Here is a 26,991-nt window from a genome sequence, read left to right as displayed (position 1 = left end):
ACTGTTGCATGTAGCAGTAGTGTATGTATAGTAATAGAGGTTGTAAGCTTAATAAGGTTTACAACCAATTTGAAAGTTATTTTACTACATGCAAGACTTTAAAATACTAGAAAACCTTCAAACTAAAATGCTAGAAGCTGAAAAAGGAGGCGGTTCTAACAGGATTAACAAGCAACATGCAAAAGGGAAATTAACTGCTAGAGAAAGACTGAGTGTATTGCTCGATGAAAATTCATTTGAAGAATACGATAAATTCGTAAAACATTACGCAACTGACTTTGGCATGCAAGATGCTAATTTTCTAGGTGATGGGGTTGTGGTTGGTCATGGCACTATTTACGGTAGAAAAGTTTTTGTTTATTCTCAGGATTTTACTGTTTTTGGTGGATCACTTGGTGCATCGCATGCGAAAAAAATATGCAAAATCATGGATATGGCAATCAATGCCAGGATTCCAATTATAGGACTCAATGACTCTGGTGGAGCCAGAATTCAGGAAGGAGTAAATTCCCTTGCTGGGTATGGAGAAATTTTTCAAAGAAATGTAAATGCATCAGGTGTCATACCACAAATCTCTTTAATCATGGGTCCATGCGCCGGTGGAGCAGTTTATTCCCCAGCATTAACTGACTTTGCTTTCATGGTAAAAAACAGCTCATATATGTTTATAACCGGACCAGATGTAGTAAAAAAAGTCACATATGAAGACGTAAGTCATGAAGATCTCGGTGGGGCGAAAATTCACACAAGCAAAACAGGAGTAGCAGATTTTGCTTTCAATAATGATGTTGAGATGCTAGAAGAGGTACGTGAATTCTTTACCTTTCTGCCAGCAAATAATCAAGAATCTCCAAAATTCGTACCGACCTGCGATGACGTTGATGGCATTGATGAATCTTTAAATACTCTAATTCCTAGCAATCCTAACACTCCTTACGATATGTATGAACTCATTGAAAAAGTTTGCGATGAAAGGAAGTTTTTTGAACTAAAACCAGATTTCGCTCGTAATATCATAATAGGTTTTGGTAGAATTGGAGGAAATACTGTCGGCATCGTTGCAAATCAACCTATGCACCTTGCAGGGTGTTTAGATACCGATTCTTCAAGAAAAGCTGCAAGATTTGTAAGGTTTTGTGATGCATTTAACATCCCTGTAATTACACTCATTGACGTCCCAGGGTTTTTGCCAGGTATAAATCAAGAGTACAATAATATAATACAACACGGAGCAAAACTGCTTTACGCTTACGCTGAAGCGACCGTACCGAAAGTTAGTTTGATCACTAGAAAAGCATATGGTGGTGCATACATTGTCATGAGCTCTAAACACCTAAAAGGCGACATAAATTATGCATGGCCAACCGCTGAAATAGCTGTGATGGGCCCTGAAAGTGCAGTTGAAATTATATTTCGGCATGAAAAAGATCACCAAACACTAATTAAAGAATATAAAGAAAAATTTGCTAATCCATTTTTCACTGCATCATATGGGTATATTGATGACATTATAGTGCCACACAAAACACGGCGTCACCTTCATAAAGCATTAGAGCTACTCAGAAGCAAGAAAGTAGAAAGAATATGGAAAAAGCATGACAACCTACCCCTGTAACTTTCTTCTAAGCCTTTTTTTTACAAGTTATGTGGTATTATAAGTATAATCAGTGTGCCGTTACCAAGACTCGAACTTGGGACCTCGTCATTACCAATGACGTACTCTACCACCTGAGCTATAACGGCAGGGTTCCATATGTAATGATAATGAATAATGTAAAAAAGAATAAGGAAAAAGAAGAAAAGAGAAAAAGATTAGCAAAAGCTTTAAAGCAAAATATTCTAAAAAGAAAAAAACAGCAACAGAATAGACAAGATGCCAGAGCTCCCAGAAGTGGAAGTAATATCTAATTTTTTACTTGATAAAATCAAAAATAAGCAAATAAGCAGTGTTGCAGTAAATAATTGGTATTTACGTGTACCAATAACAGGAGATATTGATGATATGTTAAAGGGCAAAGTCATAAGCGATATCAAGCGTAGAGGCAAATATATAATCTGGCACACAGACAATAATACAGCTATAATCATACATCTTGGCATGAGCGGAAAGCTTATATACGCTGAATACAATCAAGTGCAGAATAAACATGATCACGTAGTATTTTTATTTTCCGATAATACTTCAATAGTCTTTAATGATCCAAGAAGGTTTGGGTTAATTATCGTTTTAAATAAAGAACAAGAAGTAAATTTTTTTGATGCTCTTGGAGCAGAGCCCCTAACAGATGAATTTAATGGAGCCTATTTACAGACGTTACTAAAAAACAGAAAAGTAAATATCAAATCAGCATTAATGGATAATAAATTGATAGTTGGCATAGGCAACGTGTATGCTTCTGAGAGTTTGTTTAGAGCTCGCATATCACCGCTCAAACCAGCACAAGATTTAACATACAAAGAGTGCGAAAAACTTGCTACTGAAATAAAAAATACTCTGAGTGATGCAATCACTGCAGGCGGTTCAACGCTGAAAGACTATGCACAGCCATCTGGATCTGCTGGATACTTTCAAAATAGTTTTTATGTATATGGTAAAGCTCAAAAACCTTGTAAGATTTGTAATAATATCATAACACATATACGACAAAACGGCCGCAGTACTTATTTCTGCAACGTATGTCAGAATTAAGGTTCTACTTTTAGATATGACATTTTCACCTGAAGAAGATCCGTTTGATTTGTTTTCAAAGTGGTACAAAGCAGTACTTAATTCTTCATGCAAGCAACCAACTGCAATGACGCTAGCAACTTGTAGCAAAGACTGCATTCCATCTGCGAGAATGGTATTACTTAAGGGATACGGTGAAGAAGGCTTCGTGTTCTTCACTAACATAAATAGTAGAAAAGGAAAAGAATTGATCGAGAACCCCAAAGCTGCTTTAGTATTCCACTGGACAGAGTTTTCTAGGCAAGTGCGGATTGAAGGAGAGGTAAAATTCCTAAACAGCAAAAAAGCTGAGGAATATTTCTCCTCTCGAACACGCGATAGTCAAATTAGCGCATGGTGCTCAAAACAATCGAGCGTTCTGAAAAATTGGCAAGACTTTGAGCAAGCTATCGCACTAAAGGAGAAGGAATTTTACAATACACGAGTCTCTAGTCCTGATTTTTGGGTAGGGTTCCGCGTAATTCCAAAAGTAATTGAATTTTGGCAAGAAAGGGAACACAGGAGACACACCAGATTTAGATACACTCTTATTGGGAAAGGCACTTGGAAAGTGGAACAATTATATCCTTAATCACGTAGCTTCAGTTTCTACCTGTAGAACATCGTTCTAAATATAACTTTCTCGTGATATAGGTAAAAGTTGCGGGGGTAGGATTTGAACCTACGACCTTCAGGTTATGAGCCTGACGAGCTACCGAGCTGCTCCACCCCGCGTTATTGTTTATCTAGTTATTATATATACAATAATAGAAAATAAAAGAATAAAATTGTGCTTCAGTTGAATATTAGTATATTCATTAACTTTCTTTAACATAAGAGTTAGTTATATACGTAATAACCTACGCAATAAAAAATATAGCTTGATACTGTGGTTTCCTGTGTTCCAGTGTGTAGGGATCTTAATCTACTTCTCTTTAAATTCTTAACCAAACTGTATATCTATTTTTCTTTTGCTTTCACCTATACTAATTCTGATTGTAATACTGTATAAAAAGTACGCAACATTATGTATCGCTTTGATTGCAGTGCTTATAGGCTTTACAAGCAAGTAAGCTTAGAACAGCTTTAGCTGACACTCAAATTCTTGATAAAGAGAAGTACGTAAAAGACATGATTGCTACAGTTAAGGGCATTAACGATCAAAGCACATACAAACAACTTTTACTCTCTGCCCAAAAACTACCTTCTGCCATTGAAGCAGCTGACCACTGAGGTCTAGAAAAAAATATGCAGATTCCAGCACCACGCGCTATCCACATTGCTTTATATAACATAAGAATATCAGTTAGAACTAAAGTGGAAAAAACATTCAAATAGGTGGCCAAGCAAAATTATCAGCAAAGCTTTTTCCTCCAAAAATTGCACCTTCAAAATATGCATATGATTTCGCAAAAATAGCATACTACTAGAAAATAAGCGCTGCAAGTTTCACAACAAGTAAAATAGTGCTGCACAAAAAGTGCTGAAGCAAGGAACTTCAAGAGTATATAGAATCTTTCAGTCAACGCATTCATGAAATCTGCAGCAAAATATCACAAAACCACACGCAGATATAATCTCCGCATTACTGATTGGTAAAAAAGACGGAATAGACCAAAAAACTATGGATGCGATACGAGATTCAGGTATAGGACACCTGCGCTATATCCGGGTTGAGTTTATCATTCGTTGCTGGTCTATTTTTTATAGTGTTTCGTAATTTATTTGCAATATCTAAAACTTTGACTCTCCAGTATAACACAAAAAAAATATCTGCATTCTTTACTATCCTGCCAACCACATTTTATTTGTTGATCGCTGGTATGTAAATTTCTGCTCAACGCGTGTATACTATGGTGATTTCAGTACTTGCTACAATAATGATAGAGAGGAAATATCGAGGGTTAATAGCAATTGCGTTTGCCACTTTAGCGATACTTATAATAGAACCAGAAGCAATTTTAAAGCCTGGCTTTCAGATGTCATTTTCTGCTGTTTTAGCACTGTTTGCTAGTTATCAGATTAATTTCAACAAGTTGTTCAAGATAAAAATAAGAAATATTTTATATCGATAATAATCAGTTCAGTAATAGCAAGTTTAGCAACTGTTCCATACACAATATACAATTTTAACTACCTTTCAATCAGTGGCATTATCACAAATTTAATTGCTATACCAATAGCTATATTAATTATTATCTCACTTGAAATAATCTATGTTTTATTGACTCCTTTAGGTATTGAGTAGATTATAGTGCCATTCATAGAATGGCCGATTGACAGCATTTTATATATAACAAATGCAATCGCTAATTTCCAATATTTGGTTATTCCTATTCGCACTTTTCCTGCCTCATCAATTATTATCATAACATTCGGGTTGTTGTGGCTGTGCTTGTGGAAAAGAAATTGGCGTTTCTTTGGAATTTTCCTTATTGTACTAGGTGTTTTCTCTAGTGCTATGTATAGAACTCTTGACATCCTAGTAAGTGCTGATAACCCTGCTGTAAAGGAGAGTGATCACTTACTATACTTTCTCACTAGAAAAAACAGGAACTTTGTCGCCAAAACGTGGGCAGAGTAAAACGGACAGAATCAAATTTTTAATTATACTAAATGCTATAATTCAGACAAAAGGCTGAAGTGTAGCGATTATGGCTACATGTATAGCAAAGAGAATAATAAACCAGTGTTGCTAGCTTATAAAAAAGAAGATATTTTAAAAAATTGTAATAACGTTGATCTGATAATTCAGTTAAACAAATTTGACTATCCAGTTTGTAACACTAAAACTACCAGGTATACTAACCTAGAAACATATGGCACACATTCAATTTGGTTAACAAATAGTAACATAAAGATTAATAAAGTGCATTCTAACCGGCCTTGGCACATGTCTTTAAGGCAAAAAGTTTGATTTTAAAGTGTTATTAATATATAATTAACTTAGTTAAGGTATAAGGAAGTTTACGAACTCAGTTACCCAAGAAGCCTCTTCCTTTAAGATTAATCTAACTCATGATGTGGGCAAAATAAATGATGTTATTGGTTTTTCCCTAAAGCATGGTATACAACAAAGAAATATTCTGTAAATAATGCCTTATCTACAGCAGCTGTGAATACTTGGCTTCAATTTTCCTTAGCTTATGTTGCTGCAGTCATAATAACTAGTAATGATGTAAGCTTCATCACAAATATCCTCAATTCACAAGCAATACCAGCCTATGCTATTACTTCTGTTATTTTCGGGAGAGTTTTATTAACCTCTTTTGCTATAAAGCATATATACAAGCAAGAAATAAAAGATGAGAGCCTAAAAGATGGTAAGAGTACAATAGATAGAAAGATTAGAAGTCGACACAGTGATGGAATAAATGAGATTGCTCAAAATGCATTAACAATAGAAATTATTCCATGATTTGAGTAGCTTGGTTGATAAAAAGCAAGGTTTTTCAATAGTTTTACCCACTTCTGGAAAACATAGAAAAATATTGGAAAACAGAAGATGAGAAAATAGAAATAAAATTTATTTTCCTTACCGTGCCACACGTGCTGAGCCGTCTAATTGTAGTTGGTGCATTAGCAAAATTTAGCTTTGCCCATACCCAAGGTTGGAAAGAATGGACTTTCATTGCAGTAGTTGGTATTTTAGCCATTGCTAGTACATATATAACATTAAGTAAATTAAGAAACAATGAAGTAGATAATAACCATAATACCGTTAAAAAATTCAATAATTTAGATGTTGTATTTCCATTCAGAAAAGGTAATGTTGTTTCGGTAATGGAAAATAAATTTGAAAGTAAAGCAAAGGATGACTTACAATCACAAGCTTTGAAGTTATCTGATAAACACCTAACCAATCTGATCAATAGGGTTTGCTGCTTATTTGACAACAGTTTTTTAAATCTTCAAATGTCAATATTCAGGAAACACTTGATGGTATAAAAAAGGAATTAAGACTTTACTGAATAATTTAGAGGAAAGCATAAAACGAAAAGTAGATGTAGTAGAAAATACTGCTAATCAGGCAATAATTCTGTGTTTGCAAGATATTAGTAAAAGTGTATACGAATTATGTACGGATATTAACCTAGATGTAAAAAAGAAGCTAGGTGAAGTGAATGTAAAAAAGATAATGTATTTAGTAAATGTTATAAAAGACAGAGTAAAAAGTTATCAACCAAGCTGGCCTATAAGTAAATTTGGACCAGGTAAAAAATCTGATCAAGATGAAAAAGGTAGCAATGGTGTAGTAGAGGAAAGCAATGGCAATGCAGGAAGTCAACAGACTCAAAGTGAACAAAGTATGAAGAAATCTTTTTTGGTGCGCGAGAGGATTGGAGTAAAGAAGCACAAATGATAGGGCAATTTCAAAAGAAAATAAGTGAATTGGAGAGAAGATTAGGAAAAAAGGAAAATAATCAAAACCAATCTGAAAATGGTGTAAGTCCTGAAACTAACAGTACCACCCCTAATGATTCACATCGCGGTGAAAAAGAGATATTGGATGAAAAATTAGTACGGCTAGAAAAAGAAAAGAAAACAGAAGAAGAATGAGAAAGAATAGAAGAGTCGGAGGAAAGCTCTATAAACACGTAGAAATAAAGTAGTGGAAGAAAAATATAAACGGCAAGCCAAGTGAATTTTTATACTATTTATTAATATCTATTTAGCTGGAAGGAAAAAGTGATCAAAAAGAAAAAGTTAGTAAGGTAACATTACGCAATTTTAATATTAAAATAATAATCTACTGGAAAGACAGTTCTCAGAGAACTTGTCATATTAAAAAACAAGGTGATCTTCCTAGTACAAAAGTTGGTTTTGCAAATCAAAATATTCATGCTGCATTTGCAGTAGCTTGCGCAGGGTAGTTGCCATAGATATAATCTTAAATATCAATAGTGATAAGAAAAAACTAAGGTTAGATACCTATATCGCTGGAAAGCGTAACATATCACGCAGCAAAGCGCAGAGATTGATACAAAATGGGCAGGTGAAATTACTCGGCGTACCTATAATTAACAACGATCGCATAGTAAAACTAGGTAAGGAGTATATAGTGCACCCCATTCAACCTGATGTATCCACCTCAATTGAACCTAATCGCAACATAAACTTGATATTATCTATGAAGATAAGGATATTATAGTTCTCAATAAACAAAGCGGATTAACAGTGCACCCAGGTGCTGGGACAAATAATGATACACTCTTAAATGCAGTCATCGCATATCTTGGTAAAATCCCCTATACGTCAAGCAAGATCAGAAATTGTTCATAGACTTGATAAAGATACTAGTGGGCTAATGGTAATCGCAAAAAATGAGGAAGCCCATAGTTTTTTGTCTGAATTACCATCAATCCGTAAGATAAAGCGGGAATATTTAGCAGTAGTTTGGAGAACACTGCCTACTCACCAAGGAACAATAAAAACCAATATCGCTTCAAAACAGGGTAATAAAGAAATGATGTATGTGACAAAAACAACGGGAAATTAGCAATCTCTCATTATTTGGTAAAGAAAATCATAGGACAAGCAAGCTTAGTCAAATGTGTTTTAGAGACAGGTAGAACACACCAAATTCGAGTACACATGAGTCACATATAACATTCTATTGTTGGTGACCAAGTTTACGGAAAAATAGTAGCAAAAGTGCAAAACATGCTAAGGATTCCGATTTTATTCGTGATTTAAATAGAAAAGCACTACATGCCTATAAGCTAGGATGATACCATCCCAAAAGTAAAAAATATATAGAGTTTAAATCTAATTTACCGAAAGATATGAAAATATTAATCAGTTAATTTAAAAAACTAACAAATTATAGAATTTTTTAAGATAATATATAAGAGCTGATGCCTTAATAGTTGAAGTGCATGCCTCTCAATGATAGAATGAAAGTTGGTGTATAACTTAATATTATGGTTAGTTTACTGTTTGCCATACTGTTGTTTTTTTGTTGTGGTGATACACTTGCAAAACAGGAACCACGTCCAATAGCTGCAGACAGTCACATAAAAGTAATAAATTATAACCCACAGGCTATACATAAATACACGGGCTTTTATGGTTACCAATCCAGTATATTGTTTGAACCAGGTGAAGTAATACAGAACCTTTCAATGGGCGATCCAACCGGTTGGCAGCTTGTTCCTCAAGGTAATAGGCTATTTATCAAACCTATAGATGATATTGCTGATACCAATGCAACTATAATTACTAACAAAAGAGTTTATTACTTTGAATTTCATGCTGAGGAAGCAACTGGACTGGATGACCCAAGGTTAGCATATGAAGTAAGGTTTCTTTATCCACTATTTAACAGTGATGAAGTTTACACAACCAATAACGGTGACATCCTTGAGCAAGCTAATCCCACTACTATCCCTGATATAAACGATATTGAGGTTGTAAAGAAAGGTCTAAATTTTAATTATTCCATCTCACATGTTAAGGGCAGCCAATCAATAGTACCAACTAAAGTTTTTGATGACGGAAAATTTACATATCTGCAATTTAATCAGACAAGTTCTGATTTTCCAGCAGTTTTCATGGTTGATTCCGCAGGGTATGAGTCTCTAGTAAATTTTCGTACGGTCGATGATTATCTTATAATTGAAAGAGTGTGCTCTGTGTTTACCTTAAGAAACGGGTCAAGTACAGTCTGCTTATTTAATGAAAACATGCCTTTTAAAAAGGGTAAGTAATTAATATAAACTATCGAAGGCTATAGTGCCTGTGAAGACACAGGCACAAAGCTTCACCCGTTTAGTAAAAAGTGGCAAAACAGGTTGTGGCACAAAGGTAACTACAGATCGACAAATTATGTAATAACTTCTATAAATACACACATAACTTATTGCACAAACCCCACAATATCCTTAATTTCTTTCATGTTGTGGCTTGCAACTTCTGCTGCTTTTTTTGCACCTTTTTCTAATATTTCATGTAAATAGAATCGGTCTCTTAAGAGGTCTATCACCTTCTCACGTATGGGTGATATGACACTGATGATTAGATCAGCCAACTCTTTTTTAAAGTGTTTCATATTGTGCTTACTCATCTCTTCACATACTTTATCTACGTCCAGGCTACTCAGCACTGAATAAATGTTTATCAAGTTACTTATTTCCAGGCGGCATTTTAAAGTAGTAAAATCAAAGCCTAGTATTGAGTCCGTTTTTGCTTTTCCTATTTTTTTTACAATTAAATCGTCTGTATCGTCAAGGTTAATGCGTGAATATTCTGAAGGATCAGATTTACTCATTTTGCTCGTACCATCCCTTAAGCTCATTATCCTAGATGCGTGATCCAAAACTAGGATTTCAGGTACGACGAAATAATCTAGTTTGTAGTAATTGTTGAAAGCTAATGCAATATCGCGCGCGAGCTCCAAATGCTGTTTTTGATCATCACCAACAGGAACGTACTGAGCTCGATACAGCAATATATCTGCAGCCATAAGTACCGGATAACTATATAACCCCAGAGAGGCTTTTTGTTTATCGCTACCGGCTTTATCTTTAAATTGAGTCATACGGTTAAGCCAACCAACTGGTGTATAGCACCCAAGTAGCCCACTGAGTTCTGCATGACCGCTCACTGTAGACTGACTAAAAATAATAGATTTCTCTGGATCTATTCCGCATGCAATGTAAGCTGCTACTGTTTTAAAAATATTACTTTTTAATTCACTTGCAAGAAGCTTATTGGCTGTGATTGCATGCAAGTCAACAATACAAAAAAGAGATTTATACTTATCCTGTAAGTCTACCCATTGCTTGATTGCACCAAGATAATTACCTAAGTGTATTGTTCCACTTGGTTGAATGCCTGAAAAAACAATATTACTCATTAATTCTGTTTTGCTAACTGTTTTTACAATCAGCAGACTTTTTGGAAATAACAACCATTGCAGGACGGAGCAACCTACTTTTAATAGTATAGCCGGTTTGTAAAACTTCTAAGATAGTGCCAGCTTCTTTTTCATTATCTTCTCTTTCCACAACAGCCTGATGTAAATTACTATCAAAAGGTTCTCCAATTGGGTCTATTTCTTCTATTCCGTGTTTTTTGAGATCATTCATGATTTTTTGATAAGCTACTTTGATTCCCTCATGAACAGGATCATCGTCTTTTAGATTTTCCATTACTCTTTTCAAATTATCGCACGAATCGATCATATCACGTGCAAATTTTGTAACTGCATAGTCACCTGCGTCGCTAATTTGCCTTTGCATTATACGTTTGACGTTTTCATTATCCGCAACAGCACGGCGTAAATGATCTTCAAGCTGAGCCGCACGTTCTTTTAATACATTAAGATCTTCATTTAAATCATCGGTTTGTTTACTATTATCTTGTTGGTCTGTGCTTTTTTGCTTACTCACCATATTGGTAAACTTCTTCTTTTTTTCCTTACTACTACTTGACATATTACTACCCTTAAAAACCTAATAAACATATAACAATTAATCTGAAAATATCAAGAACTAGCTAAGCTTGTCTTGCTATGCTCGCATTTAAAAAGTCAGTTAAAGCAGTTTTATAAAGAGAATCAGAAAAATCACTAATATTATCTAGTGCCATGTTAACGTAGTATCTTGCTTTTTCTATAGAAAGCTGAACGGCGTTCTGGCGATTAATATAGTGTAATGCCTGGTCAAAATTGCTCCCAACTGAAGAAAAACATTTTTCCCAAAACTTTTGTTCCACTGAACTGCCTTTTTCATATGCTACAATAGCAGGGAAAGTTATCTTGCCCTCGAAAAAGTCTTTCCCGACTTGCTTCCCAGAAGTACCTTGATCAGCAGTATAATCAAGCGTATCATCAATTATTTGAAATGCCATACCAAAATTAAAACCAAAATTCTTCAGCCTTTCTGCTTCATCGCTTGTAGCGCCAGACATTACAGACGCAGCTTCACAGCAAGCAGAAAATAAAGATGCTGTTTTTTTCCCGATTATATCAAAGTAATTTCTCCTAACCATGTAGGGGTTAAAACGTGTTGTCATCTGTTTTATTTCTCCCTTCACAAGTGAATGCGATGCTGCAGATAAAATAGAGAGAATGTTTAAATTCCCACATTCTATGAGCCATCTGAATGCTAGAGTCAATAACAGATCACCAACTAAAATACTCGATTTATTTCCCCAGACTTTATTTGCTGTTTTAACTCCATGGCGTGCTTCACTTTCGTCAAGCACATCATCATGAAGTAAAGTGGCATTATGTATAAATTCTACAGACGCGGCAACTTTAATTCTATCCTCTCTAGAATAGTTAAGCATTTTACATATGATGAAGATGAGTTTAGGTCTTATTTTTTTTCCACCTGACCTAACGAGATGAGATATAATATCACTAGCAAGCCTGATACCTTCATCATCAATGTTTCTGAAGATAAAATCCTTCATAGCTAACAAATCAGAAGATACGATATCATCTAACTTACTATTAGTTGTTAAATCAGTGTTCAACATTAAAGAGACTTATGCCTCTTGTTCTTTTACTTCCTTTGTTTCTATTTTCTTTTTCTCTGCTTTTTTTGGTTCTGTTTCTAAAGTTATTATGCCTTTTTTGATGAACCATAGTACTCTTTCAGTTGCTTGTGCACCTACACCTAGCCAATATTTTAATCTATCAGCTTTTATCACAACACGATTTTTATTATCTTTTGGTAGCATTGGATTATACTGCCCTATTCTTTCAATAAAACACCCATCTCTTGGTGCCCGTGAATCAGCTACAACTATTCTATAAAAAGGACGCTTCTTTGCACCAAATCTTGCCAACCTTATTTTAACTGCCATGTTAACCTTTATTCACACGTTATTTACAATTTTATATAATAAGCAGTTTAAGTCAAATGAATTGTTTGCATCTTACAGCGTAATTACCAATAATGCGGATTATTTCCAACACGCAACGCTGGAATGCCCATGACTTAGCATCAAAGCCATGGACATTATTATACACACTAGCTATTTTACAAGATCTTCATTGTTCACCAGCATTTCAGGCTCTTTTACTTCGCTGAATCTGCTTGACACTTTATCAACAGCCCAAGTTAGTGGTGTAACAATAAGTGCTACAGTCCAGATAACAGCTGAAACAATGTAAGACAAGACTAAACTTAAGAACTTAGCACAGGTCTCACCATGTTGTTCTGCTTTGTTCTGCAAGTTATTAGTATACCCTACAAGAGATTCTGGACGGTTTGTCCCTCTTAAATGGGAAAATAATTTGTGTGGCAAGTACATAAGATATGCAAACCCTGTATAAAAGACGAGAAATAAGTTTGCAAAGCTAGAATAAAGCTCATTATGTTTCACACCGCAAACTCCTTTCTCTCTTCTGCCCAAAGTTGTTGTTGAAGTATTGACATCTTTATTCACTCCTACAATCATATCCTTGATTGGCCCTAACACACCATCAATATAATGTACAGACCTATAAAAGCTGTTTTGTGGAACTTGACTGTTATTCTCTGTTACGGTAGGAACAGTTCCATATTTAGCATATTCATTAAAATTATTATATGAATGCTTAAGGTTCTCAGATAAACTTGACATATTAGCCCCCCAAAAAATTATAATAATAAAAAATGTATTTACATTACTGTACTATTATAACTTATTTTAGAATAATTGCAATAAACATACTAATATTTTAACTAAATTATATGTTGCACAAAAGCACTTATTACAATATCATCCAAGTAAGTTAAAAACAAAGAGGTTAGTATGAGTTTTACTTTACCAGAATTACCATACGATAAAACAGCTTTAGAGCCTTATATATCTGCAAAGACTTTGGCTTATCATTATGACAAGCACCATAAAGGGTATTTTAACAAGCTCAACGAGCTAGTCGAAAATACAGATTATCAACATGTGAAGATTGAGGAATTAATAACGGAGGTTCATGGTAATAATGATAAACTTCATATATTTAATAATGCAGCGCAAGTTTGGAATCACACTTTTTATTGGAACTCAATGAAAAAAAATTATGGTGGTAAACCTAAAGATGACAGTCTTCTAGCAAAAAAAATTCAAGATGATATCGGTAGCTTTGATAAATTTTATGAGGAATTTTCGAGTTATGGGGTGAGCCAATTTGGTAGTGGATGGGTATGGTTAGTGCTCGAAAAAGGAAAGCTCAAAATCACTAAAACTCCAAATGCAGATTTACCGTTAATTTATGGTCAAGTGCCATTGCTCACTATGGATGTTTGGGAACATGCGTATTATCTAGATTGTCAAAATCGCAGAATTGACTATATAAAGGTTTTCCTTGATCATTTAATTAATTGGGATTTTGCGGAAGAGAATTTAAAAAAGAATATATAAGATGAATGCACCTCAGGTAACAAAACTAGATAATGGTCTGCGCATAATAACCGAGCAGGTGCATGATGTTGATTCTGTAGCTTTAAATATACGGGTCGGCGTTGGCAGTAGAGCTGAAAGTGCAAATCAAAATGGCATATCCCATTTCCTAGAGCATATGGTTTTTAAGGGGACGAAAACAAGGACTGCATTTGAAATTGCGAAAGCTTTTGATGATATAGGTGAAGCGTTCAACGCCAGCACCGGGAGAGAGAGCACAAGTTACTACGCGAAAGTTCTCAAGAAAGACATAAGAGCCGGTATTGATATATTAATAGATATATTGATGAATTCAACATTTCCAGAAGATGAATTGGAACGCGAAAAGGACGTTGTAATACAAGAGATTTTTCAAGCTAACGATTCGCCGAGCGATATTATTTTTGATAAATATCTTGAAGCAGCTTATAAAAATCAACCATTTAGTAGATCGATCTTAGGTACACAAGATACTGTAAAATCTTTTACTCGAGAGGATCTAAATAACTACTTAAATGAACACTACTTCGGCGAAAATATGATATTTGCTGTTGCAGGAAATGTTGAACATGAGAAGGTTTCCCAGTTAACCGAAGATTTTCTCTTGAAGATTCATTCAAAAGAGCTGAAAAAAAAAGAGGGTGCAAGTTATACTGGTGGTGAATACCTGGAGCATCGCAAACTAGATCAGGTGCACTTACTAGTTGGTTTGCCTAGTGTTTCGCGCTATGACGATAGGTATCACACATTTCAAGTACTTAATTCTGTGCTAGGAAGCGGAATGTCATCACGCCTATTCCAGGAAGTAAGAGAAAAGCAGGGACTGGTTTACTCTATTTATTCATTTAATTCTAGCTATACTGATACAGGAATGCTTTCCGTTTTTGCTGGCACAGATAGTAGCAACTTAGATAAGCTCTTAAAATCCATAACAACAGAGCTGAAAAAATTATCTACGGATGATCTGAAGGAAGAAGAAGTAAATAGAGCGAAAGAGCGAATCAAATCCCAAATTTTAATGTCACGTGAAAGTGTCAGTTCTCGTGCTGAAGCTTTGGGGCACTACTATGGCAACTATGATAGATATATCAGTAAAAATGAACTGATAGAAAAAACTAGCGCGGTTACCACCGCTGAAGTAAAAAAAGCAGCAGGAGAGTTATTATCTCAACACGAGAAAACCACTTTAGCCGCAATTGGAGAAATTCAACCTTTACCAAGCTACGATAAGGTGGTTTCTATGCTTAGAACTTAGATTCAAATGGCATGGCTGTATAATACTGTGAGACTAGAAATGGTGTCTCCAAGTAGCTTCATTCTCCTATCATTTCAGTATCCCCTATGATGTCATTCCAGCGTCAAGCGCTGGAATGACATCATCATAAAGTAAATCAGTGTCACACGTGACACCTCCCTTGAACTCTTAAACTGCAACTAATCTAAATATTAAGAAATTCACTAAATAAAAAAGTTGAATGTAGAAAAATTTTAAAAGACATGCAGCCCCAATAATTTGATATAATTCGCAAAAAAATACCTGAGTTTCTTATTGAATTTTGTTATTGGACCTGCAGGTCAAAAACAAGCTTTGACTCAGAAATACCCTTAGTGTCATGATAAGGGGGCTAGTAAGTTTTATCAAGCAGTTTTTCAGCTCTGTTTTTTCAGCTACCTGAGATGTTGTTATATGTGTCACGCGCTTCCAAAATTACGTAAGAGATCCAGTGACACACAAAAGTTTTGAGGGGTTATACATCAATCATTTATCTTTAAAGCTTGAATAAAAGCATTTTGTGGAATATTTACATTTCCTATAGAATATAGTCTTTTTTTACCTTTCTTTTGTTTTTCTAAAAGCTTCATTCTTCGCGTTACATCTCCACCATAGAGTTTAGCTGTTACATCCTTTCTGTACGGATTAATTGTCTCCCTGGCTATAATTTTACCACCCACCGCCGCTTGAATTGCTATCTTATATTGCTGACGTGGTATTAAACCCTTTAAACGTGTACATATTTCACGTCCCCTTTTTTCTGCCCTACTTTTGTGAACAATACAGGCTAATGCATCAACAGGCTCTCCATTAACTAAAAAGCTCAATTTATCTATTTGACTTTCCTGATAATTGGAAATTTCCCAATCCAAGCTTGCGTATCCTTTAGAAATCGATTTCAATCTATCATAAAAATCAAAAACAACTTCAGACAGTGGTAACTTGTACTTTAACAGCGCCGTTGTCGTGTTACCAATGTAAGATAAATCCTTCTGTTCTCCCCTCCTTTCTTCACATAGAGAAAGAATTTCTCCTAAATATTGGTCAGGTACCATTATGGCTGCAGTAATCCACGGCTCTTCTACCATTTCAATCTTTGTTTGATCTGGCATGTCATTTGAGTTATGAATATTCAGAATTTCACCACTTCGCGTGGTAACTTTATATACAACACTCGGTGCAGTTGCTGTTAGGTCTAAATCAAACTCTCTCTCAAGTCTTTCTTGAATAACTTCAAGGTGCAGCATTCCTAAAAAACCGCAACGAAACCCATAGCCGAGCACATTTGAAGTTTCAGCTTCGAAGGTAAAACTTGCGTCATTTAAATGTAATTTTTCCAGCGCCTCTCTTAAATATTTAAAGTTATCTGCTTTATTAGGAAAAATACTACAAAATACCACGGGGTGTACTTCTTTAAAGCCAGGCAATGGCTCACTGCACGGCCTTTTCTCTTTGGTAATAGTGTCCCCTACCTTACAGTCCGCCACTTCTTTCATTGAAGCAGTTATAAAACCAACTTCACCTGCTGAGAGTTCACCAGTCATTACCTTTTTAGGAGTAAAAATACCGATATTATCCACCTGATATGTGGCATTATTGGACATCATAACAATTTTCATGCCTTTTCTCAGCACTCCATTTTTAATTCTCACTAAAATTACTACCCCTAAGTAAGAGTCATACCAACTATCAACTAAAATTGCTTGTAGTGGAGCATTTACATCACCTTGTGGAGCTGGAAGTTTTGCCACTATAGCTTCAAGTACATCTCTTATTCCAAGCCCAGTTTTTGCCGATATTAAAACTGACTCACTTGCGTCAATACCGATTACTTCCTCAATCTGAAGTTTTACCCTTTCTGGGTCTGCGGCAGGAAGATCAACTTTATTGAGCGCAATTATTATCTCATGGTTATTATCAACTGCCCTGTACACATTTGCAAGAGTTTGAGCTTCAACACCCTGACTGCTATCGACCACTAAAAGCGAGCCTTCACATGCTGCTAAGCTTCTACTTACTTCATACGAAAAGTCAACATGACCTGGGGTATCCATGAGATTTAGGCAATATTGATTACCATCATTTGCAGTATAGTTGAGTCTTACCGTTTGTGCTTTAATTGTAATTCCGCGTTCGCGTTCTATATCCATTGAATCGAGCACTTGATTGGTCATTTCTCTTGCTTCAAGACCTTTACATTCTTCTATTAAACGGTCAGCAAGTGTTGATTTACCATGGTCTATATGCGCTATTATTGAAAAATTTCTTATATTATCCATTAATGACTATTTTATTCATCTAAGTAGAATTATTTTACATTTTAAGTGTTGTGAAGGCAATTGTTTACTTACCCTTTAATATCGATAACACCTGCTTTGAGCAGGAAATCACTTTATTAATCATATAGTTTTCATGATTGTTATCTATTTTAGGTAGTTCGTATAAATAGTTTACCATCAACCCAGCAGATTGGCCTATACCTTTTTCAGAAGTATCTGCCATCCAATTTAGTTGTTTTATTGATGCACCATTGCTTAAATGAAAATGTGCTACCAAGTCATAGGCACTGCCACTATTGTTTTTCACTTTTAGCAAGTAATACGCACAAAGCTTCAGCAAACATTGCTTAACTCCACCTTCGTATTCAACTTTAGTTTTTAATTGATCTATGCTTCCTAAAATCTCTGCACTAGATTGTTTTACATTTAGTTTGCTCAATAAAGTAATATCTTGGCTTAAATTTTCTTTTAGCCATTTTGTAAAGCCGGGTATTGGAGAGAGCGTTGCATATGTTTTTACGCTTTTAAATTCCTGTGATAGCTTTTCTACAACCCTTTTAATCAAAAAATTACCAAGGCTGATTCCAGATAACCCTGCTTGAGTGTTTGATATTGAATAGAATATAGCAGTACTTGCATTACTTGGATCACTTGAAGGCACGGATTCATCTAAAAGGTGTTGAATGCTATCTGCAATCTTATTCACCAGTGCAACCTCTACGAAAATTAGAGGTTCGTTTGGTATTTTATAATGAAAAAAGGCAAAACAGAGACGATCAGAATCTAGCCTGTTTTTTAGGTCACCCCACGAAGCAATTTTATGCACAGCCTCATACTTGATAAGCCTCTCTAGCAATGATGCAGGTGAATCCCAGGTGATTTGACAAAGATCGAGTAGATCTACATCAACCCAAGTACAGAGTATACTTTTTAACTCGTTCTCCAGTGGACTAAGCTCTTTACATTGATTCTTTAACTTAAGCACGTCAGAACGCATATCAATGATAAACTTGAGGCCTTCTGGTAAAGAAATGAATTGCTTCAATATTTTAGAACGTGGTGATTCAAGGATTTTTATTAAATTCTGTTCAAACTTATAACTTAATTCAGAATTTTGATTTTTCTTATACCCTTCTATTTTTTCATCTATTTCTGCTTTATTCGGACAAAATTTTTCTGCCAGAGTTTGCAGAAATTTTATTTTACCTTCCTCTGATAAGCTTAAGTACAGGTTACCAAGAGATACAGTGTTCTTACGTGCTGAGACTTCTCCTCCCTTTGAATTTAAACACTCATTCATCTTCAAGACTAGGCTATCGATATCGCGATTACTGCTTAAATCAGGGCCAATATTGCCAATCCACGACCTTACAGTGTCCGTAACTCCATCCAGTATTTTAAAAAAGCTTTTTACTGCCTTTTTATCTTCAACTTTCACTATATCAGCTTTAACTAGTGATTTCTTCATCATAGATTCCTTCTACCGTATATCTATATTAAACCAAAGAAAAATCTTAGTCTACACAGTAGGCATGTTATTAAATTATCAATAACTATTATGATATAATTATCTTAGTTGTTAATGGGAAAAATACTATGGCAAAGGCAAAGAAAAACCTAATAGTTACATTACAGGCTCAAGCCGAAGAGTTTGATTTTAATAAATTAAGAGCTGCAAAAGACAATAAAGGAGCAAACTCTGGTGCAACTATGTACGTAGATTTTCCAAGGATGAATTTTGTTATCAATGGAAAAGAGATAGATAAAAATTTTATTACTACACTGAAAGAAGGCACTAAGGATTACAAAAGCGAACTTTTCAGTAAAGATGACATCTATAATCCTGAAAGTGGAAAAGAAAGAGAAATAGATACAGATCAGAGTAGAGCTTTTGTTGATTCAGTGCTTAAAGCTCTTGAAAAAGAGCACGCGCAGGACGTGTTGCGCGGTTTATGGGATAAGCACTGCAAAAATCCTGAAATTACTGATCATCAAAAAACTGATGCATACAAAAAAGAATTTGAGAGATTTTACAATGCAGGCCAGGAGTATAAGCATCTATTGCCAAAAAAAGGAGATGAAAACAAGAATTACCGCCCATTTGCAAAAGAAGTTTTTAAAGAAATGTTTAAACATGTTGGAGCAAAAGTTCCAAATGACTCTCTTCTAGAAGAGCTAGTTACTAATTGTAATCAAGCAGGATATGAGGCTGGTATATTTACAGAATTTCACTCTGCACTTAGCAGTTATGGCTTAATCCCACAAGATCCTAAAAAAGTACTGAACATTAATTACACCGACCACACCCATATAAGGATAAAGTCTGATATGGCAATACCTGTAAACAAACTTGACAATCCAGAAGAAAAAATATGCGATTTATCTAGCTTACTAGAGTTCACACTTGAGTCTCAAGATGGTAAGGATGGTGTAACATATAAAAACGGTAGATTATCACTTACTGCCCCTCGAGAGTTGGAAAATTATTATGCCGTTAATGAAAAAGAGCAATTACAATCAAATGATACTGTGAAGAAAAGCTTGCTTGATGTTATTATCAAATTTTTTTTAAGCTTTATTGAAAAGTTTGTCGGTATAAAACTTAAAAATAAGCAGGTTATTTATAATGAAACAAAAAATACATTAAATCTTAATAATAGCTCAAAGGCAATAGTAATCAAGGATACCTGTTTCTCTCCAATAAGAATAGAATGTCGTTTAGAAGACCCGCTAAAATTAAACAGTTACCTAGAAAATGTCGAACCTCCTGTTCATAGTAATAGGCATGTACATGGTGGTTAAAAGTTATTAACACTTCTGACCCTTGCTTTTTAATTCGATGTACATGATTTTTCGCACATTCCAGCATCATCTACAGTTTTTAAATAAACCATTGCTAGACATATACCACTGTGTACTTCTATAGACATCTCACTGCACAAACTTCGATTAAAGCAAGAACTCTTGCCCGGAAAAGCAAGGGTGCTAAGGTGCAGTTCCCATTTCAACCCTTGAGTTGATATTTGTGCTGTTGGAATACCAAGTAAAGATATTTTAGTATTTTCTGGCAAAGAAAAATGGGTAATACCTTTCTCTAAGCTGTAACCTACCATGGAAGGTGAAGGTGTGTAAAATATACTGCCTGTACTTAGAAAAATGTTAATATTTTGTAGTATATGATCAATTGCTCCTCCAGTAATACCCGTTATTATTGATGGTAGTAATTTCATTGTCTTTAAGTGAGCTATGGTTTTAGAAAAGTCACAATAATCCTGATCAGGCAGATATATTGTATTTAAACTAGCACGCAAACTTGGATTTACGCTATCCAAATCTCCTACTACAAGATCAGGTTTTACACCAATTGATAGAAGCCTGTTTGCCCCTCCATTTACAGCAACAATATGTATGCCTTGTTCAAAAAACGATGAGTCAGGTATTTCTCCATTTAGTACTATAATAGAATGATATTGCTGTTGTATGCTACAATGTAGCACATGGTCATGAAACGGTTCACGTAGATTTCGCATCGTAGTAACATTTTTGAATAATTAATACTACACTAATGCTAGTCCAGCAATAGAGATTAAAAGTATCCATATGTTTATTGGGTATCTATGCTAATTATTATCCAAACTAATCGTTGGTTGTGCATCTTGCTCAGAGAGCAGGACAACCAGTAGATTATTTATCAATTGAACCTTTTGCTTGCTATCCAATTGTATGCTTCTATCATTTTCAAAATGAGCTATCACTTCTTCGATTATTCCTATTACGTTTTGTACTATATGCTTCCTTGCAGAAGTGATGGCATGTGCTTGCTGACGCCTCAGCATTGCTTGCGCAATCTCAGATGAGTATGCTAAATAAGATATTCTTGCTTCTGTAACCTCAATTCCTGCAATATCTAATCTCTGTTGTAACATTGACCGCAACTCATTTGAAATCTTATCAGAATTTTTACGTAAAGATTCCTCATCACTTTCGCTGTCGTATGGATAATTACTTGCCAGTTCTCTTATTACTGAATCACTTTGTACAAAAACAAACTCGTAATAGTTATTAACATTATAATATGCCTTTGCAGGGCTGTCCACTCTCCAAACAATCACCACTGAAATCTCTATTGGACTTCCGTTTGCATCATTCACTTTTATTTTTTCCGTGTTGATATTTTGAAATTTCAGAGAAATAACATATTTATTTGTAAATGGAATTGTAATAGACATTCCAGATTTAAAATAAGTTCCAATATAATGTCCAAGAAATTCTATCACTCTTGCTTCATTAGGGTTATTAATGAAAAACCCTTGAGAAAGAACCAGCACTGAAACAGCAGTAACCCCAAGCGCAATTGCACTGTCATACGTCACAAAAAGTACCAATAAGATTAATCCTAACGTTATTAGTACAGGAAGAAACCGGAGTTGGCTTAAATTTCTATCATTTATCGCATTTTTATCTGTATTGTCTTTAAACTTCTTTTTCACTTGAACCCTCTTTATTGATTATTTTATCTATTTTATTTGCAAATAGTTTAAACTCCCTTAATTCATGATCAAGTAACCTAACTTCATTTTTATATGCTATTGTAAGCGGGTCAACGTGTTTGCCGTTATATATAACTTCATAATGTAGATGAGGCCCTGTTGCAACACCAGTGCTACCAACGTAAGCAATGACCTGTCCCTGCTTTATTTTAGAACCTAACTTCACATCGCTAAATTTACTTATATGTGCGTAACCGGTTGAATATCCATTCTTGTGTTTTACCTTAATGTACTTACCATATCCTCCATTATTTCCTATATATTCTACTATACCCTCTGCAGTAGCGTATATAGGAGCGCCAAATTTAGCTGCATAATCTACTCCTTTATGAAAAACAATTTTACCACGAATAGGATGTTTTCTATTACCAAATCTCGAAGATATAAGATAATCTCCACTTAAAGGACTTATAAAAGCTTTGCCATCTTTTAAGCTTATTCCCTCTTTATTAAAGTATCCTTCTTTGCCGTTTTGTGATTTATAATAATATAAACTAATGGCTTTTTTATTTGTTGTCAGTGAAGTGTATAAAATTTTCTCTTCTGTCTCTTGATTATTAGGCGATCTCTCAAAAAGAACTTCCAATTTACTTTCTGGCACGATGTCTTTTTTAAAATCAACACCGAAATCTTTATATATGTCGATTAACTTCATTACCGTATTTGGAACCAACCCTTGTTCAATTCCCGTGGCAAAAAAGGAAGATTTTATGCTATTGGATACGAATAACAATCTTTTATCATGGTTGCTTTCTGTCACCTCAAAATTCCTTCCTGTCATTCCAGCGCATGACGCCGGAATCCAGTTTTTATCACATGATTGCTTGTTTGTGATTGAGTTTTCTGGATCCCAGTGTTTGGATACTGGGACGACATTTTTCTTGGGGGAAATTACCTTTATATCACACTGCTTGTACAGTTGTTTGTTCAACACTGGCTCTTTTTTCCTAATCTCGTGCTGGAATAACGCCGAAGGGTCTATTGATGCGTCGGTGATATGTAATGGCAAGATAAAAAGTAGTATAAATATGATTAATTGCATAACTTAAGCGGCAGAATTATCACCAGTAAAAGTAAAATTACCTTCAACGTACTGCACATCATCATTATCTTCTAGCCCTTCAATCAATGTAGATAATTTATCAATTAGTTCTTTATCACTAATTTCAATTAGATCCTTTGGTTGCCATGAAAGACGAGCAAGTTCTGGCTCTCCAAACTTTGCATAAAAAGCATCACGCACTTTGCCAAAATCTCTTACTTCACAAGTTATAATATATAATCCTTTCTTGCTATTTTCCTCAACATTCAATACTTCTAATTCGATTCCGTAGTTGAACAAATCTTCGAAATTTACACCCTCTGCCTTATAGAAGACTAAGCCTACGTGATCGAAAAGGTAACTCACACTTCCTGTTTCTCCCAAATTTCCACCTCTTTGAGAGAAGATATAACGCACCTCAGAAGCAGTTCGGTTGCGGTTATTCGTCAGAGCATGAACAATAAGTGCAGTGCCAGAAGGTCCATAGCCCTCATATTGTATTTCCTCATAATTTTCTCCTGCAACACTACCAGTTGCGCTTTTTATTGCTGTTTCTATTTTACCTTTTGGCAAATTTTCCTTACGTGCTGCAAATATAGCAGAGCGAAGGCGTGGATTGAATTCAGGGTTAGGCAGTCCTTGCTTTGCAGCAACTGTTATTTCTCTAATGAGCTTTGTAAATTTCCGAGAGCGCTTTACGTCCTGAGCGCCTTTCCGGTGTTTTATATTTGAAAATTGTGAATGACCAGCCATATTCAAATAGTTAAAAATCTAAATTATATACCGCAGCTAGAGAAAGCTAAAGCAAATTTTCAGGCTTGCTGTTCTCAGGTATAACTTTGTCACTCCTTTCGAGGTTTTCTGTCAACAGACTTTTATACTGCCCAGCTTCCAGGTCAAGGCCAAGAGCAGAATGGGCTGCTATTAAATAGCTAACAGATTTAGGAAAATAGCTAGAATCCTTATTGCTTATTACATTTTGAAAACGCTTAATTGCTGCTAAGTACTCACCTCGCCTTAAATAAAACCTGCCGATAAAATATTCTTTCGCTAATATATGTTCTGTGATTAGCTTTACTTTCTCTTTCATCTCCTCTATATACTCGCCGCTTGGAAAGAGATTAATGTACTCAGTGGCTAGCTCTAAAGTTTTATATGCGGTTTGCTGCCCAAGTTGCACTTTATTAATTTGCATACAGTAAGATAATACCATTAAGTAATACACATGCGATAAATCTTCACCGGTTGAGTAAATGTGTATGTAATCGTCCATATCACTTGCAGCGCTGCTGTAGTTACCCATATTATAGTGAGAAACACCAGATAATAATTTTGCTTTCATTGCCCAATAAGAAAAAGGATACAAATCTTCTATTTTTTGAAACGCTCTGATAGCTTGTTTATATTTTTTCTGGTCAAAAAGTTTAACTGCCTCCTTATATAGTTCAGTTTCTGTCTTTTCAGGACCATCCGAATATGATTGCGTAAAGGAGCAAATTAGAAGAATAAAACACGTGATTAAAGTCCTATACATAAAATCTCTTTTGATCAAAATAAAGTATAGACTAAATATTATCTAAATAAATAAATTTCTGAAATTTCCAAAATTACTAGACAGCAGAAGCAATGGTGCGCGTAGCAGAATTTCAAACGCCACGTGCTTTTAAATGAAACTAGCCGGGGCTATAAATATTTAAAAAATTACCAAATGAGAAAAAAGGCAAAGGAAGCTCCGGTTAATATCTATTTAGAAATATTAGCGTTTTTATGTTTTAAACGTTTAATAATCGCCACTCAGCAGCTTGCAAATGAAACTAATCTCTAGTCATAAATGCTTAAAAAATTTACTAAGCTGAAAAAAAGGTAAAGGAAACCCCGTGGTAGCAGTTGCTCATTTTCTAATCCTGCAAATTGGCATACTATACTGTCTTAAAAGATTAAACATAAGACTACAACCGTGATACTCTCGTCGTTTAATCTACACAGATTGAATTTAACTGAATACCCACAATTCTATAATAAGGGGGCTGGCAAGGTTTGTTAAGTGATTCTTGTACCAGCTGGCTACTTTAATGTTAATGTTGTTTTTTCTATCACACCACCAGCAGAACATTACATAGCCTGCTCTTATTCACTACCTACACCGAAGATAGTGCTATTACCCTTTAAAGTACCTTTTCCTTCTACTTTTGGATCTTTTAGCGTTTTGCTGTAGGAATATATAGTTGATACCTGCACAACCATAAAAAGCGCAATACCTACCAAGCCTAAAGTAGGCCCAACAGCATGATTTAAAGATGATGCTAATGTCATTAACATTATCCTTCTTACTAAGAATATAGAAGAACCAGCAAGCTCCAACTCGGCTATAGATATGTTGCTAGTTTTCTTGCTAGATTTCTCATCAAGATTAGGTTTTTCTGTTTCCTTTTTCTTATTTTTTTCACACCCATCAATATAAGAAGCAAGAGTTGCAAGAAAAGCTATCTCATTGGCAAGAAATAAAATTGCATCTTCTGCCGCTTCAAGTGACGATGCTTCACCTATTACCATACCTACAATAACTAATGCAGTTGTTATAGCTTCAATATAAATCAAATACTCACTTACACTAGGAAAATTATGCCCTTTTCTCTCTACTTCTTCTCTATTTTCAATATTCTCCAATTCTCGTTCTTTTTTTGCTATCTTTCTATTACTGTAAATTAAATATAGCGTACAAATAAGAGATAAGACTGTGAAAGGTAGTATAGTGTGTTTTAGCGCACCACTTATAACACCAAGCAATACTTGATCGCTACATATTTTTTCTAGCTCAATAGCCATAAGTAATGCAAATGGAATCATTGTTATCAATGATGCATATTGTCTATATAGCTCTCTCTTTTTCAGAATGAGTAGTTCTTGTTCGAGCTTCTTCTTTTCCGCTTTTAGCGCTAATGACTCTTGTTCAAGACTTTCTTTTTTGACTTTTTCATCAACTGTCGGCCAGAAATTCCAAAAGAAACCTTCCATCCTAAAATCTCTTTCATTTTTTTGTCTTCTAGAAAAAGACTTAGTACTAAAGCTATTTTTAGTAGCATCAGTCATATAAACCCAACTAATTTATGAACTAATACAGTATACAGGATTTTAATTATTCAGTCAATTCTACTGAAATATTAACCATTTTTGTACGCTAATTGTTTCTCAAGGAATTTAATCGATCTGTTTAATGCCAATTAAGATATAATTATAGCCTGACCACATAGTTATAATGGCTGCAACCCATAAACAAATCGCACCTATGTGTTGAGCTGTTTCATAATTGCTCATTATTAGTGCTATTACAGCAACCATCTGCAGAAATGTTTTGATTTTTCCAGCTTTACTTACAGGTAGGCTAATGTTTGTAGCTATCAGAAATTCCCGCAAGCCAGAAACTAGTATCTCCCTACAAACAATGATAACTGATGGCACTATTGTGTAATCATTTATCTTATGCTTATAAACTAGCATAGTTATCGTTGAAACCACTATTAATTTATCAGCAATTGGGTCAAATAGTTTGCCAAATTTTGATTGGACTTTCCATGCACGCGCTAGATAGCCGTCAAAAAAATCTGTAATGCATGCAAATATAAAGATTGATATTGTTATTAAGTTTGCATATTTGTTTTCTATATAAAAACTTAATATTATCGCTGGTATTGCAAGCGCACGAGAAATTGTCAGTAAGTTGGGCAAATTTTTCTTAAGCATGCAACGTAACTTTAATGCAGTAC

At 34.9% G+C, this 26,991-nt stretch carries 26 protein-coding genes, 2 tRNA genes and 2 pseudogenes; 14 read left to right on the top strand and 16 right to left on the bottom strand.

The features are described from left to right. Window positions 1-88 precede the first annotated feature (88 nt). Window positions 89-1,615 (top strand): acyl-CoA carboxylase subunit beta, encoded by a 1,527-nt coding sequence (locus tag QUS22_RS00395; protein ID WP_289513027.1) that lies wholly within the window; start codon window positions 89-91, stop codon window positions 1,613-1,615. A 55-nt stretch (window positions 1,616-1,670) separates the two neighbouring features. Here QUS22_RS00395 and QUS22_RS00390 read toward each other — a convergent pair. Next, window positions 1,671-1,743, bottom strand: a tRNA-Thr gene (locus QUS22_RS00390). A gap of 21 nt (window positions 1,744-1,764) precedes the next feature. On the opposite strand from QUS22_RS00390, the gene QUS22_RS00385 reads away from it, so the two are divergent. Genes QUS22_RS00385 through pdxH form a run of 3 tightly spaced genes read left to right on the top strand, consistent with a single transcriptional unit; the run spans window position 1,765 to window position 3,299 of the window. Further along, on the top strand, window positions 1,765-1,908 hold the full coding sequence (locus tag QUS22_RS00385; protein WP_289513026.1) for a hypothetical protein: 144 nt from the start codon (window positions 1,765-1,767) through the stop codon (window positions 1,906-1,908). Further along, a complete protein-coding gene (mutM, locus tag QUS22_RS00380; protein ID WP_289513025.1) occupies window positions 1,874-2,689 on the top strand; it encodes a bifunctional DNA-formamidopyrimidine glycosylase/DNA-(apurinic or apyrimidinic site) lyase in 816 nt (271 codons plus the stop codon). Before QUS22_RS00385 ends, mutM begins: the two co-directional genes overlap by 35 nt. Window positions 2,690-2,705: 16 nt before the next feature. Next, the gene (pdxH, locus tag QUS22_RS00375; RefSeq protein ID WP_289513024.1) at window positions 2,706-3,299 is read left to right on the top strand and encodes a pyridoxamine 5'-phosphate oxidase; all 594 of its coding nucleotides are present in this window, start codon (window positions 2,706-2,708) and stop codon (window positions 3,297-3,299) included. A gap of 69 nt (window positions 3,300-3,368) precedes the next feature. On the opposite strand, the gene QUS22_RS00370 is transcribed toward pdxH, so the two are convergent. Further along, window positions 3,369-3,442, bottom strand: a tRNA-Met gene (locus tag QUS22_RS00370). A 513-nt stretch (window positions 3,443-3,955) separates the two neighbouring features. Between QUS22_RS00370 and QUS22_RS05460 the strand changes: the two are divergent. From QUS22_RS05460 to virB9, 7 genes and pseudogenes are all read left to right on the top strand, one after another. Beyond that, window positions 3,956-5,624, top strand: a pseudogene (locus QUS22_RS05460) (ComEC/Rec2 family competence protein). 198 nt (window positions 5,625-5,822) lie between these two features. Next, window positions 5,823-6,125 carry a hypothetical protein gene (locus QUS22_RS00350; RefSeq protein ID WP_289513022.1) on the top strand — a complete coding sequence of 101 codons (303 nt, stop codon included), beginning with the start codon at window positions 5,823-5,825 and terminating at the stop codon, window positions 6,123-6,125. A gap of 131 nt (window positions 6,126-6,256) precedes the next feature. Further along, a complete protein-coding gene (locus tag QUS22_RS00345; RefSeq protein ID WP_289513021.1) occupies window positions 6,257-6,655 on the top strand; it encodes a hypothetical protein in 399 nt (132 codons plus the stop codon). A 97-nt stretch (window positions 6,656-6,752) separates the two neighbouring features. Then, window positions 6,753-7,070, top strand: a complete 318-nt coding sequence (locus QUS22_RS00340; RefSeq protein ID WP_289513020.1) for a hypothetical protein — start codon at window positions 6,753-6,755, stop codon at window positions 7,068-7,070. Then, the gene (locus QUS22_RS00335; RefSeq protein WP_289513019.1) at window positions 7,067-7,267 is read left to right on the top strand and encodes a hypothetical protein; all 201 of its coding nucleotides are present in this window, start codon (window positions 7,067-7,069) and stop codon (window positions 7,265-7,267) included. Before QUS22_RS00340 ends, QUS22_RS00335 begins: the two co-directional genes overlap by 4 nt. 301 nt (window positions 7,268-7,568) lie before the next feature. Then, a pseudogene (locus QUS22_RS05600) lies at window positions 7,569-8,514 on the top strand (RluA family pseudouridine synthase). A gap of 117 nt (window positions 8,515-8,631) precedes the next feature. Beyond that, window positions 8,632-9,417, top strand: a complete 786-nt coding sequence (gene virB9 / locus QUS22_RS00315; protein ID WP_289513015.1) for a P-type conjugative transfer protein VirB9 — start codon at window positions 8,632-8,634, stop codon at window positions 9,415-9,417. 149 nt (window positions 9,418-9,566) lie between these two features. Here the strand turns inward: virB9 and trpS are convergent, their stop codons facing one another. The 5 genes from trpS to QUS22_RS00290 form a co-directional block, all read right to left on the bottom strand. Beyond that, window positions 9,567-10,565 (bottom strand): tryptophan--tRNA ligase, encoded by a 999-nt coding sequence (gene trpS, locus QUS22_RS00310; protein WP_289513014.1) that lies wholly within the window; start codon window positions 10,563-10,565, stop codon window positions 9,567-9,569. Window positions 10,566-10,578: 13 nt separating this feature from the next. Further along, entirely contained in the window at window positions 10,579-11,145 is a 567-nt protein-coding gene (locus tag QUS22_RS00305; RefSeq protein ID WP_289513013.1) for a nucleotide exchange factor GrpE, read from the bottom strand. Between the two features lie 61 nt (window positions 11,146-11,206). Continuing rightward, a complete protein-coding gene (locus QUS22_RS00300; RefSeq protein WP_289513012.1) occupies window positions 11,207-12,193 on the bottom strand; it encodes a polyprenyl synthetase family protein in 987 nt (328 codons plus the stop codon). 9 nt (window positions 12,194-12,202) lie between these two features. Then, window positions 12,203-12,523 carry a 30S ribosomal protein S16 gene (rpsP, locus tag QUS22_RS00295; RefSeq protein ID WP_289513011.1) on the bottom strand — a complete coding sequence of 107 codons (321 nt, stop codon included), beginning with the start codon at window positions 12,521-12,523 and terminating at the stop codon, window positions 12,203-12,205. A gap of 171 nt (window positions 12,524-12,694) precedes the next feature. Continuing rightward, window positions 12,695-13,285, bottom strand: coding sequence for a hypothetical protein (locus QUS22_RS00290; RefSeq protein WP_289513010.1), 591 nt, complete (start codon window positions 13,283-13,285; stop codon window positions 12,695-12,697). A gap of 171 nt (window positions 13,286-13,456) precedes the next feature. Here QUS22_RS00290 and QUS22_RS00285 point away from each other — a divergent pair, with 171 nt between their 5' ends. Beyond that, window positions 13,457-14,065, top strand: coding sequence for a superoxide dismutase (locus tag QUS22_RS00285; protein ID WP_289513009.1), 609 nt, complete (start codon window positions 13,457-13,459; stop codon window positions 14,063-14,065). 1 nt (window position 14,066) lies between these two features. After that, window positions 14,067-15,338, top strand: a complete 1,272-nt coding sequence (locus QUS22_RS00280; protein ID WP_289513008.1) for a M16 family metallopeptidase — start codon at window positions 14,067-14,069, stop codon at window positions 15,336-15,338. 500 nt (window positions 15,339-15,838) lie between these two features. Here the strand turns inward: QUS22_RS00280 and lepA are convergent, their stop codons facing one another. Together lepA and QUS22_RS00270 are read right to left on the bottom strand one after the other, a co-directional pair. Further along, window positions 15,839-17,635 (bottom strand): translation elongation factor 4, encoded by a 1,797-nt coding sequence (gene lepA / locus QUS22_RS00275; RefSeq protein WP_289513007.1) that lies wholly within the window; start codon window positions 17,633-17,635, stop codon window positions 15,839-15,841. A 64-nt stretch (window positions 17,636-17,699) separates the two neighbouring features. Continuing rightward, complete coding sequence (locus QUS22_RS00270; RefSeq protein WP_289513006.1) at window positions 17,700-19,106, bottom strand: malonyl-CoA decarboxylase; 1,407 nt, start codon at window positions 19,104-19,106, stop codon at window positions 17,700-17,702. Between the two features lie 125 nt (window positions 19,107-19,231). Here QUS22_RS00270 and QUS22_RS00265 point away from each other — a divergent pair, with 125 nt between their 5' ends. Beyond that, entirely contained in the window at window positions 19,232-20,437 is a 1,206-nt protein-coding gene (locus tag QUS22_RS00265) for a hypothetical protein (protein ID WP_289513005.1), read from the top strand. A gap of 29 nt (window positions 20,438-20,466) precedes the next feature. On the opposite strand, the gene QUS22_RS00260 is transcribed toward QUS22_RS00265, so the two are convergent. The 7 genes from QUS22_RS00260 to pgsA form a co-directional block, all read right to left on the bottom strand. Next, window positions 20,467-21,165, bottom strand: a complete 699-nt coding sequence (locus tag QUS22_RS00260; protein ID WP_289513004.1) for a thiamine diphosphokinase — start codon at window positions 21,163-21,165, stop codon at window positions 20,467-20,469. A 90-nt stretch (window positions 21,166-21,255) separates the two neighbouring features. Next, window positions 21,256-22,125, bottom strand: coding sequence for an SPFH domain-containing protein (locus tag QUS22_RS00255; RefSeq protein ID WP_289513003.1), 870 nt, complete (start codon window positions 22,123-22,125; stop codon window positions 21,256-21,258). Then, on the bottom strand, window positions 22,109-22,966 hold the full coding sequence (locus QUS22_RS00250) for a M23 family metallopeptidase (RefSeq protein WP_410543816.1): 858 nt from the start codon (window positions 22,964-22,966) through the stop codon (window positions 22,109-22,111). Before QUS22_RS00250 ends, QUS22_RS00255 begins: the two co-directional genes overlap by 17 nt. A 264-nt stretch (window positions 22,967-23,230) precedes the next feature. Continuing rightward, a complete protein-coding gene (locus QUS22_RS00245; RefSeq protein ID WP_289513001.1) occupies window positions 23,231-23,980 on the bottom strand; it encodes a YebC/PmpR family DNA-binding transcriptional regulator in 750 nt (249 codons plus the stop codon). 46 nt (window positions 23,981-24,026) lie between these two features. Then, window positions 24,027-24,761 carry an outer membrane protein assembly factor BamD gene (locus QUS22_RS00240; RefSeq protein WP_289513000.1) on the bottom strand — a complete coding sequence of 245 codons (735 nt, stop codon included), beginning with the start codon at window positions 24,759-24,761 and terminating at the stop codon, window positions 24,027-24,029. 593 nt (window positions 24,762-25,354) lie between these two features. Beyond that, window positions 25,355-26,317 (bottom strand): hypothetical protein, encoded by a 963-nt coding sequence (locus QUS22_RS00235; protein ID WP_289512999.1) that lies wholly within the window; start codon window positions 26,315-26,317, stop codon window positions 25,355-25,357. 108 nt (window positions 26,318-26,425) lie between these two features. Next, the gene (gene pgsA / locus QUS22_RS00230) at window positions 26,426-26,968 is read right to left on the bottom strand and encodes a CDP-diacylglycerol--glycerol-3-phosphate 3-phosphatidyltransferase (RefSeq protein WP_289512998.1); all 543 of its coding nucleotides are present in this window, start codon (window positions 26,966-26,968) and stop codon (window positions 26,426-26,428) included. Between the last annotated feature and the right edge of the window lie 23 nt (window positions 26,969-26,991).

This window comes from Wolbachia pipientis (genome assembly GCF_030373985.1).
In the GTDB taxonomy this organism is placed as follows: domain Bacteria; phylum Pseudomonadota; class Alphaproteobacteria; order Rickettsiales; family Anaplasmataceae; genus Wolbachia; species Wolbachia pipientis_D.
The sequence above is the reverse complement of the archived record's forward strand: the minus strand, read 5'-3'. Positions and strand labels throughout refer to the sequence as shown.

Bases quoted from the DNA above. Each gene is read 5' to 3' on its own strand.
- QUS22_RS00395 (WP_289513027.1), top strand. From the start codon at position 89: ATGCAAGACTTTAAAATACTAGAAAACCTTCAAACTAAAATGCTAGAA.
- QUS22_RS00385 (WP_289513026.1), top strand. From the start codon at position 1,765: ATGAATAATGTAAAAAAGAATAAGGAAAAAGAAGAAAAGAGAAAAAGA.
- mutM (WP_289513025.1), top strand. From the start codon at position 1,874: ATGCCAGAGCTCCCAGAAGTGGAAGTAATATCTAATTTTTTACTTGAT.
- pdxH (WP_289513024.1), top strand. From the start codon at position 2,706: ATGACATTTTCACCTGAAGAAGATCCGTTTGATTTGTTTTCAAAGTGG.
- QUS22_RS00335 (WP_289513019.1), top strand. From the start codon at position 7,067: ATGATAGGGCAATTTCAAAAGAAAATAAGTGAATTGGAGAGAAGATTA.
- virB9 (WP_289513015.1), top strand. From the start codon at position 8,632: ATGGTTAGTTTACTGTTTGCCATACTGTTGTTTTTTTGTTGTGGTGAT.
- trpS (WP_289513014.1), bottom strand. From the start codon at position 10,565: ATGAGTAATATTGTTTTTTCAGGCATTCAACCAAGTGGAACAATACAC.
- QUS22_RS00305 (WP_289513013.1), bottom strand. From the start codon at position 11,145: ATGTCAAGTAGTAGTAAGGAAAAAAAGAAGAAGTTTACCAATATGGTG.
- QUS22_RS00300 (WP_289513012.1), bottom strand. From the start codon at position 12,193: ATGTTGAACACTGATTTAACAACTAATAGTAAGTTAGATGATATCGTA.
- rpsP (WP_289513011.1), bottom strand. From the start codon at position 12,523: ATGGCAGTTAAAATAAGGTTGGCAAGATTTGGTGCAAAGAAGCGTCCT.
- QUS22_RS00290 (WP_289513010.1), bottom strand. From the start codon at position 13,285: ATGTCAAGTTTATCTGAGAACCTTAAGCATTCATATAATAATTTTAAT.
- QUS22_RS00285 (WP_289513009.1), top strand. From the start codon at position 13,457: ATGAGTTTTACTTTACCAGAATTACCATACGATAAAACAGCTTTAGAG.
- QUS22_RS00280 (WP_289513008.1), top strand. From the start codon at position 14,067: ATGAATGCACCTCAGGTAACAAAACTAGATAATGGTCTGCGCATAATA.
- lepA (WP_289513007.1), bottom strand. From the start codon at position 17,635: ATGGATAATATAAGAAATTTTTCAATAATAGCGCATATAGACCATGGT.
- QUS22_RS00270 (WP_289513006.1), bottom strand. From the start codon at position 19,106: ATGATGAAGAAATCACTAGTTAAAGCTGATATAGTGAAAGTTGAAGAT.
- QUS22_RS00265 (WP_289513005.1), top strand. From the start codon at position 19,232: ATGGCAAAGGCAAAGAAAAACCTAATAGTTACATTACAGGCTCAAGCC.
- QUS22_RS00260 (WP_289513004.1), bottom strand. From the start codon at position 21,165: ATGCGAAATCTACGTGAACCGTTTCATGACCATGTGCTACATTGTAGC.
- QUS22_RS00250 (WP_410543816.1), bottom strand. From the start codon at position 22,966: ATGACAGGAAGGAATTTTGAGGTGACAGAAAGCAACCATGATAAAAGA.
- QUS22_RS00245 (WP_289513001.1), bottom strand. From the start codon at position 23,980: ATGGCTGGTCATTCACAATTTTCAAATATAAAACACCGGAAAGGCGCT.
- QUS22_RS00240 (WP_289513000.1), bottom strand. From the start codon at position 24,761: ATGTATAGGACTTTAATCACGTGTTTTATTCTTCTAATTTGCTCCTTT.
- QUS22_RS00235 (WP_289512999.1), bottom strand. From the start codon at position 26,317: ATGACTGATGCTACTAAAAATAGCTTTAGTACTAAGTCTTTTTCTAGA.
- pgsA (WP_289512998.1), bottom strand. From the start codon at position 26,968: ATGCTTAAGAAAAATTTGCCCAACTTACTGACAATTTCTCGTGCGCTT.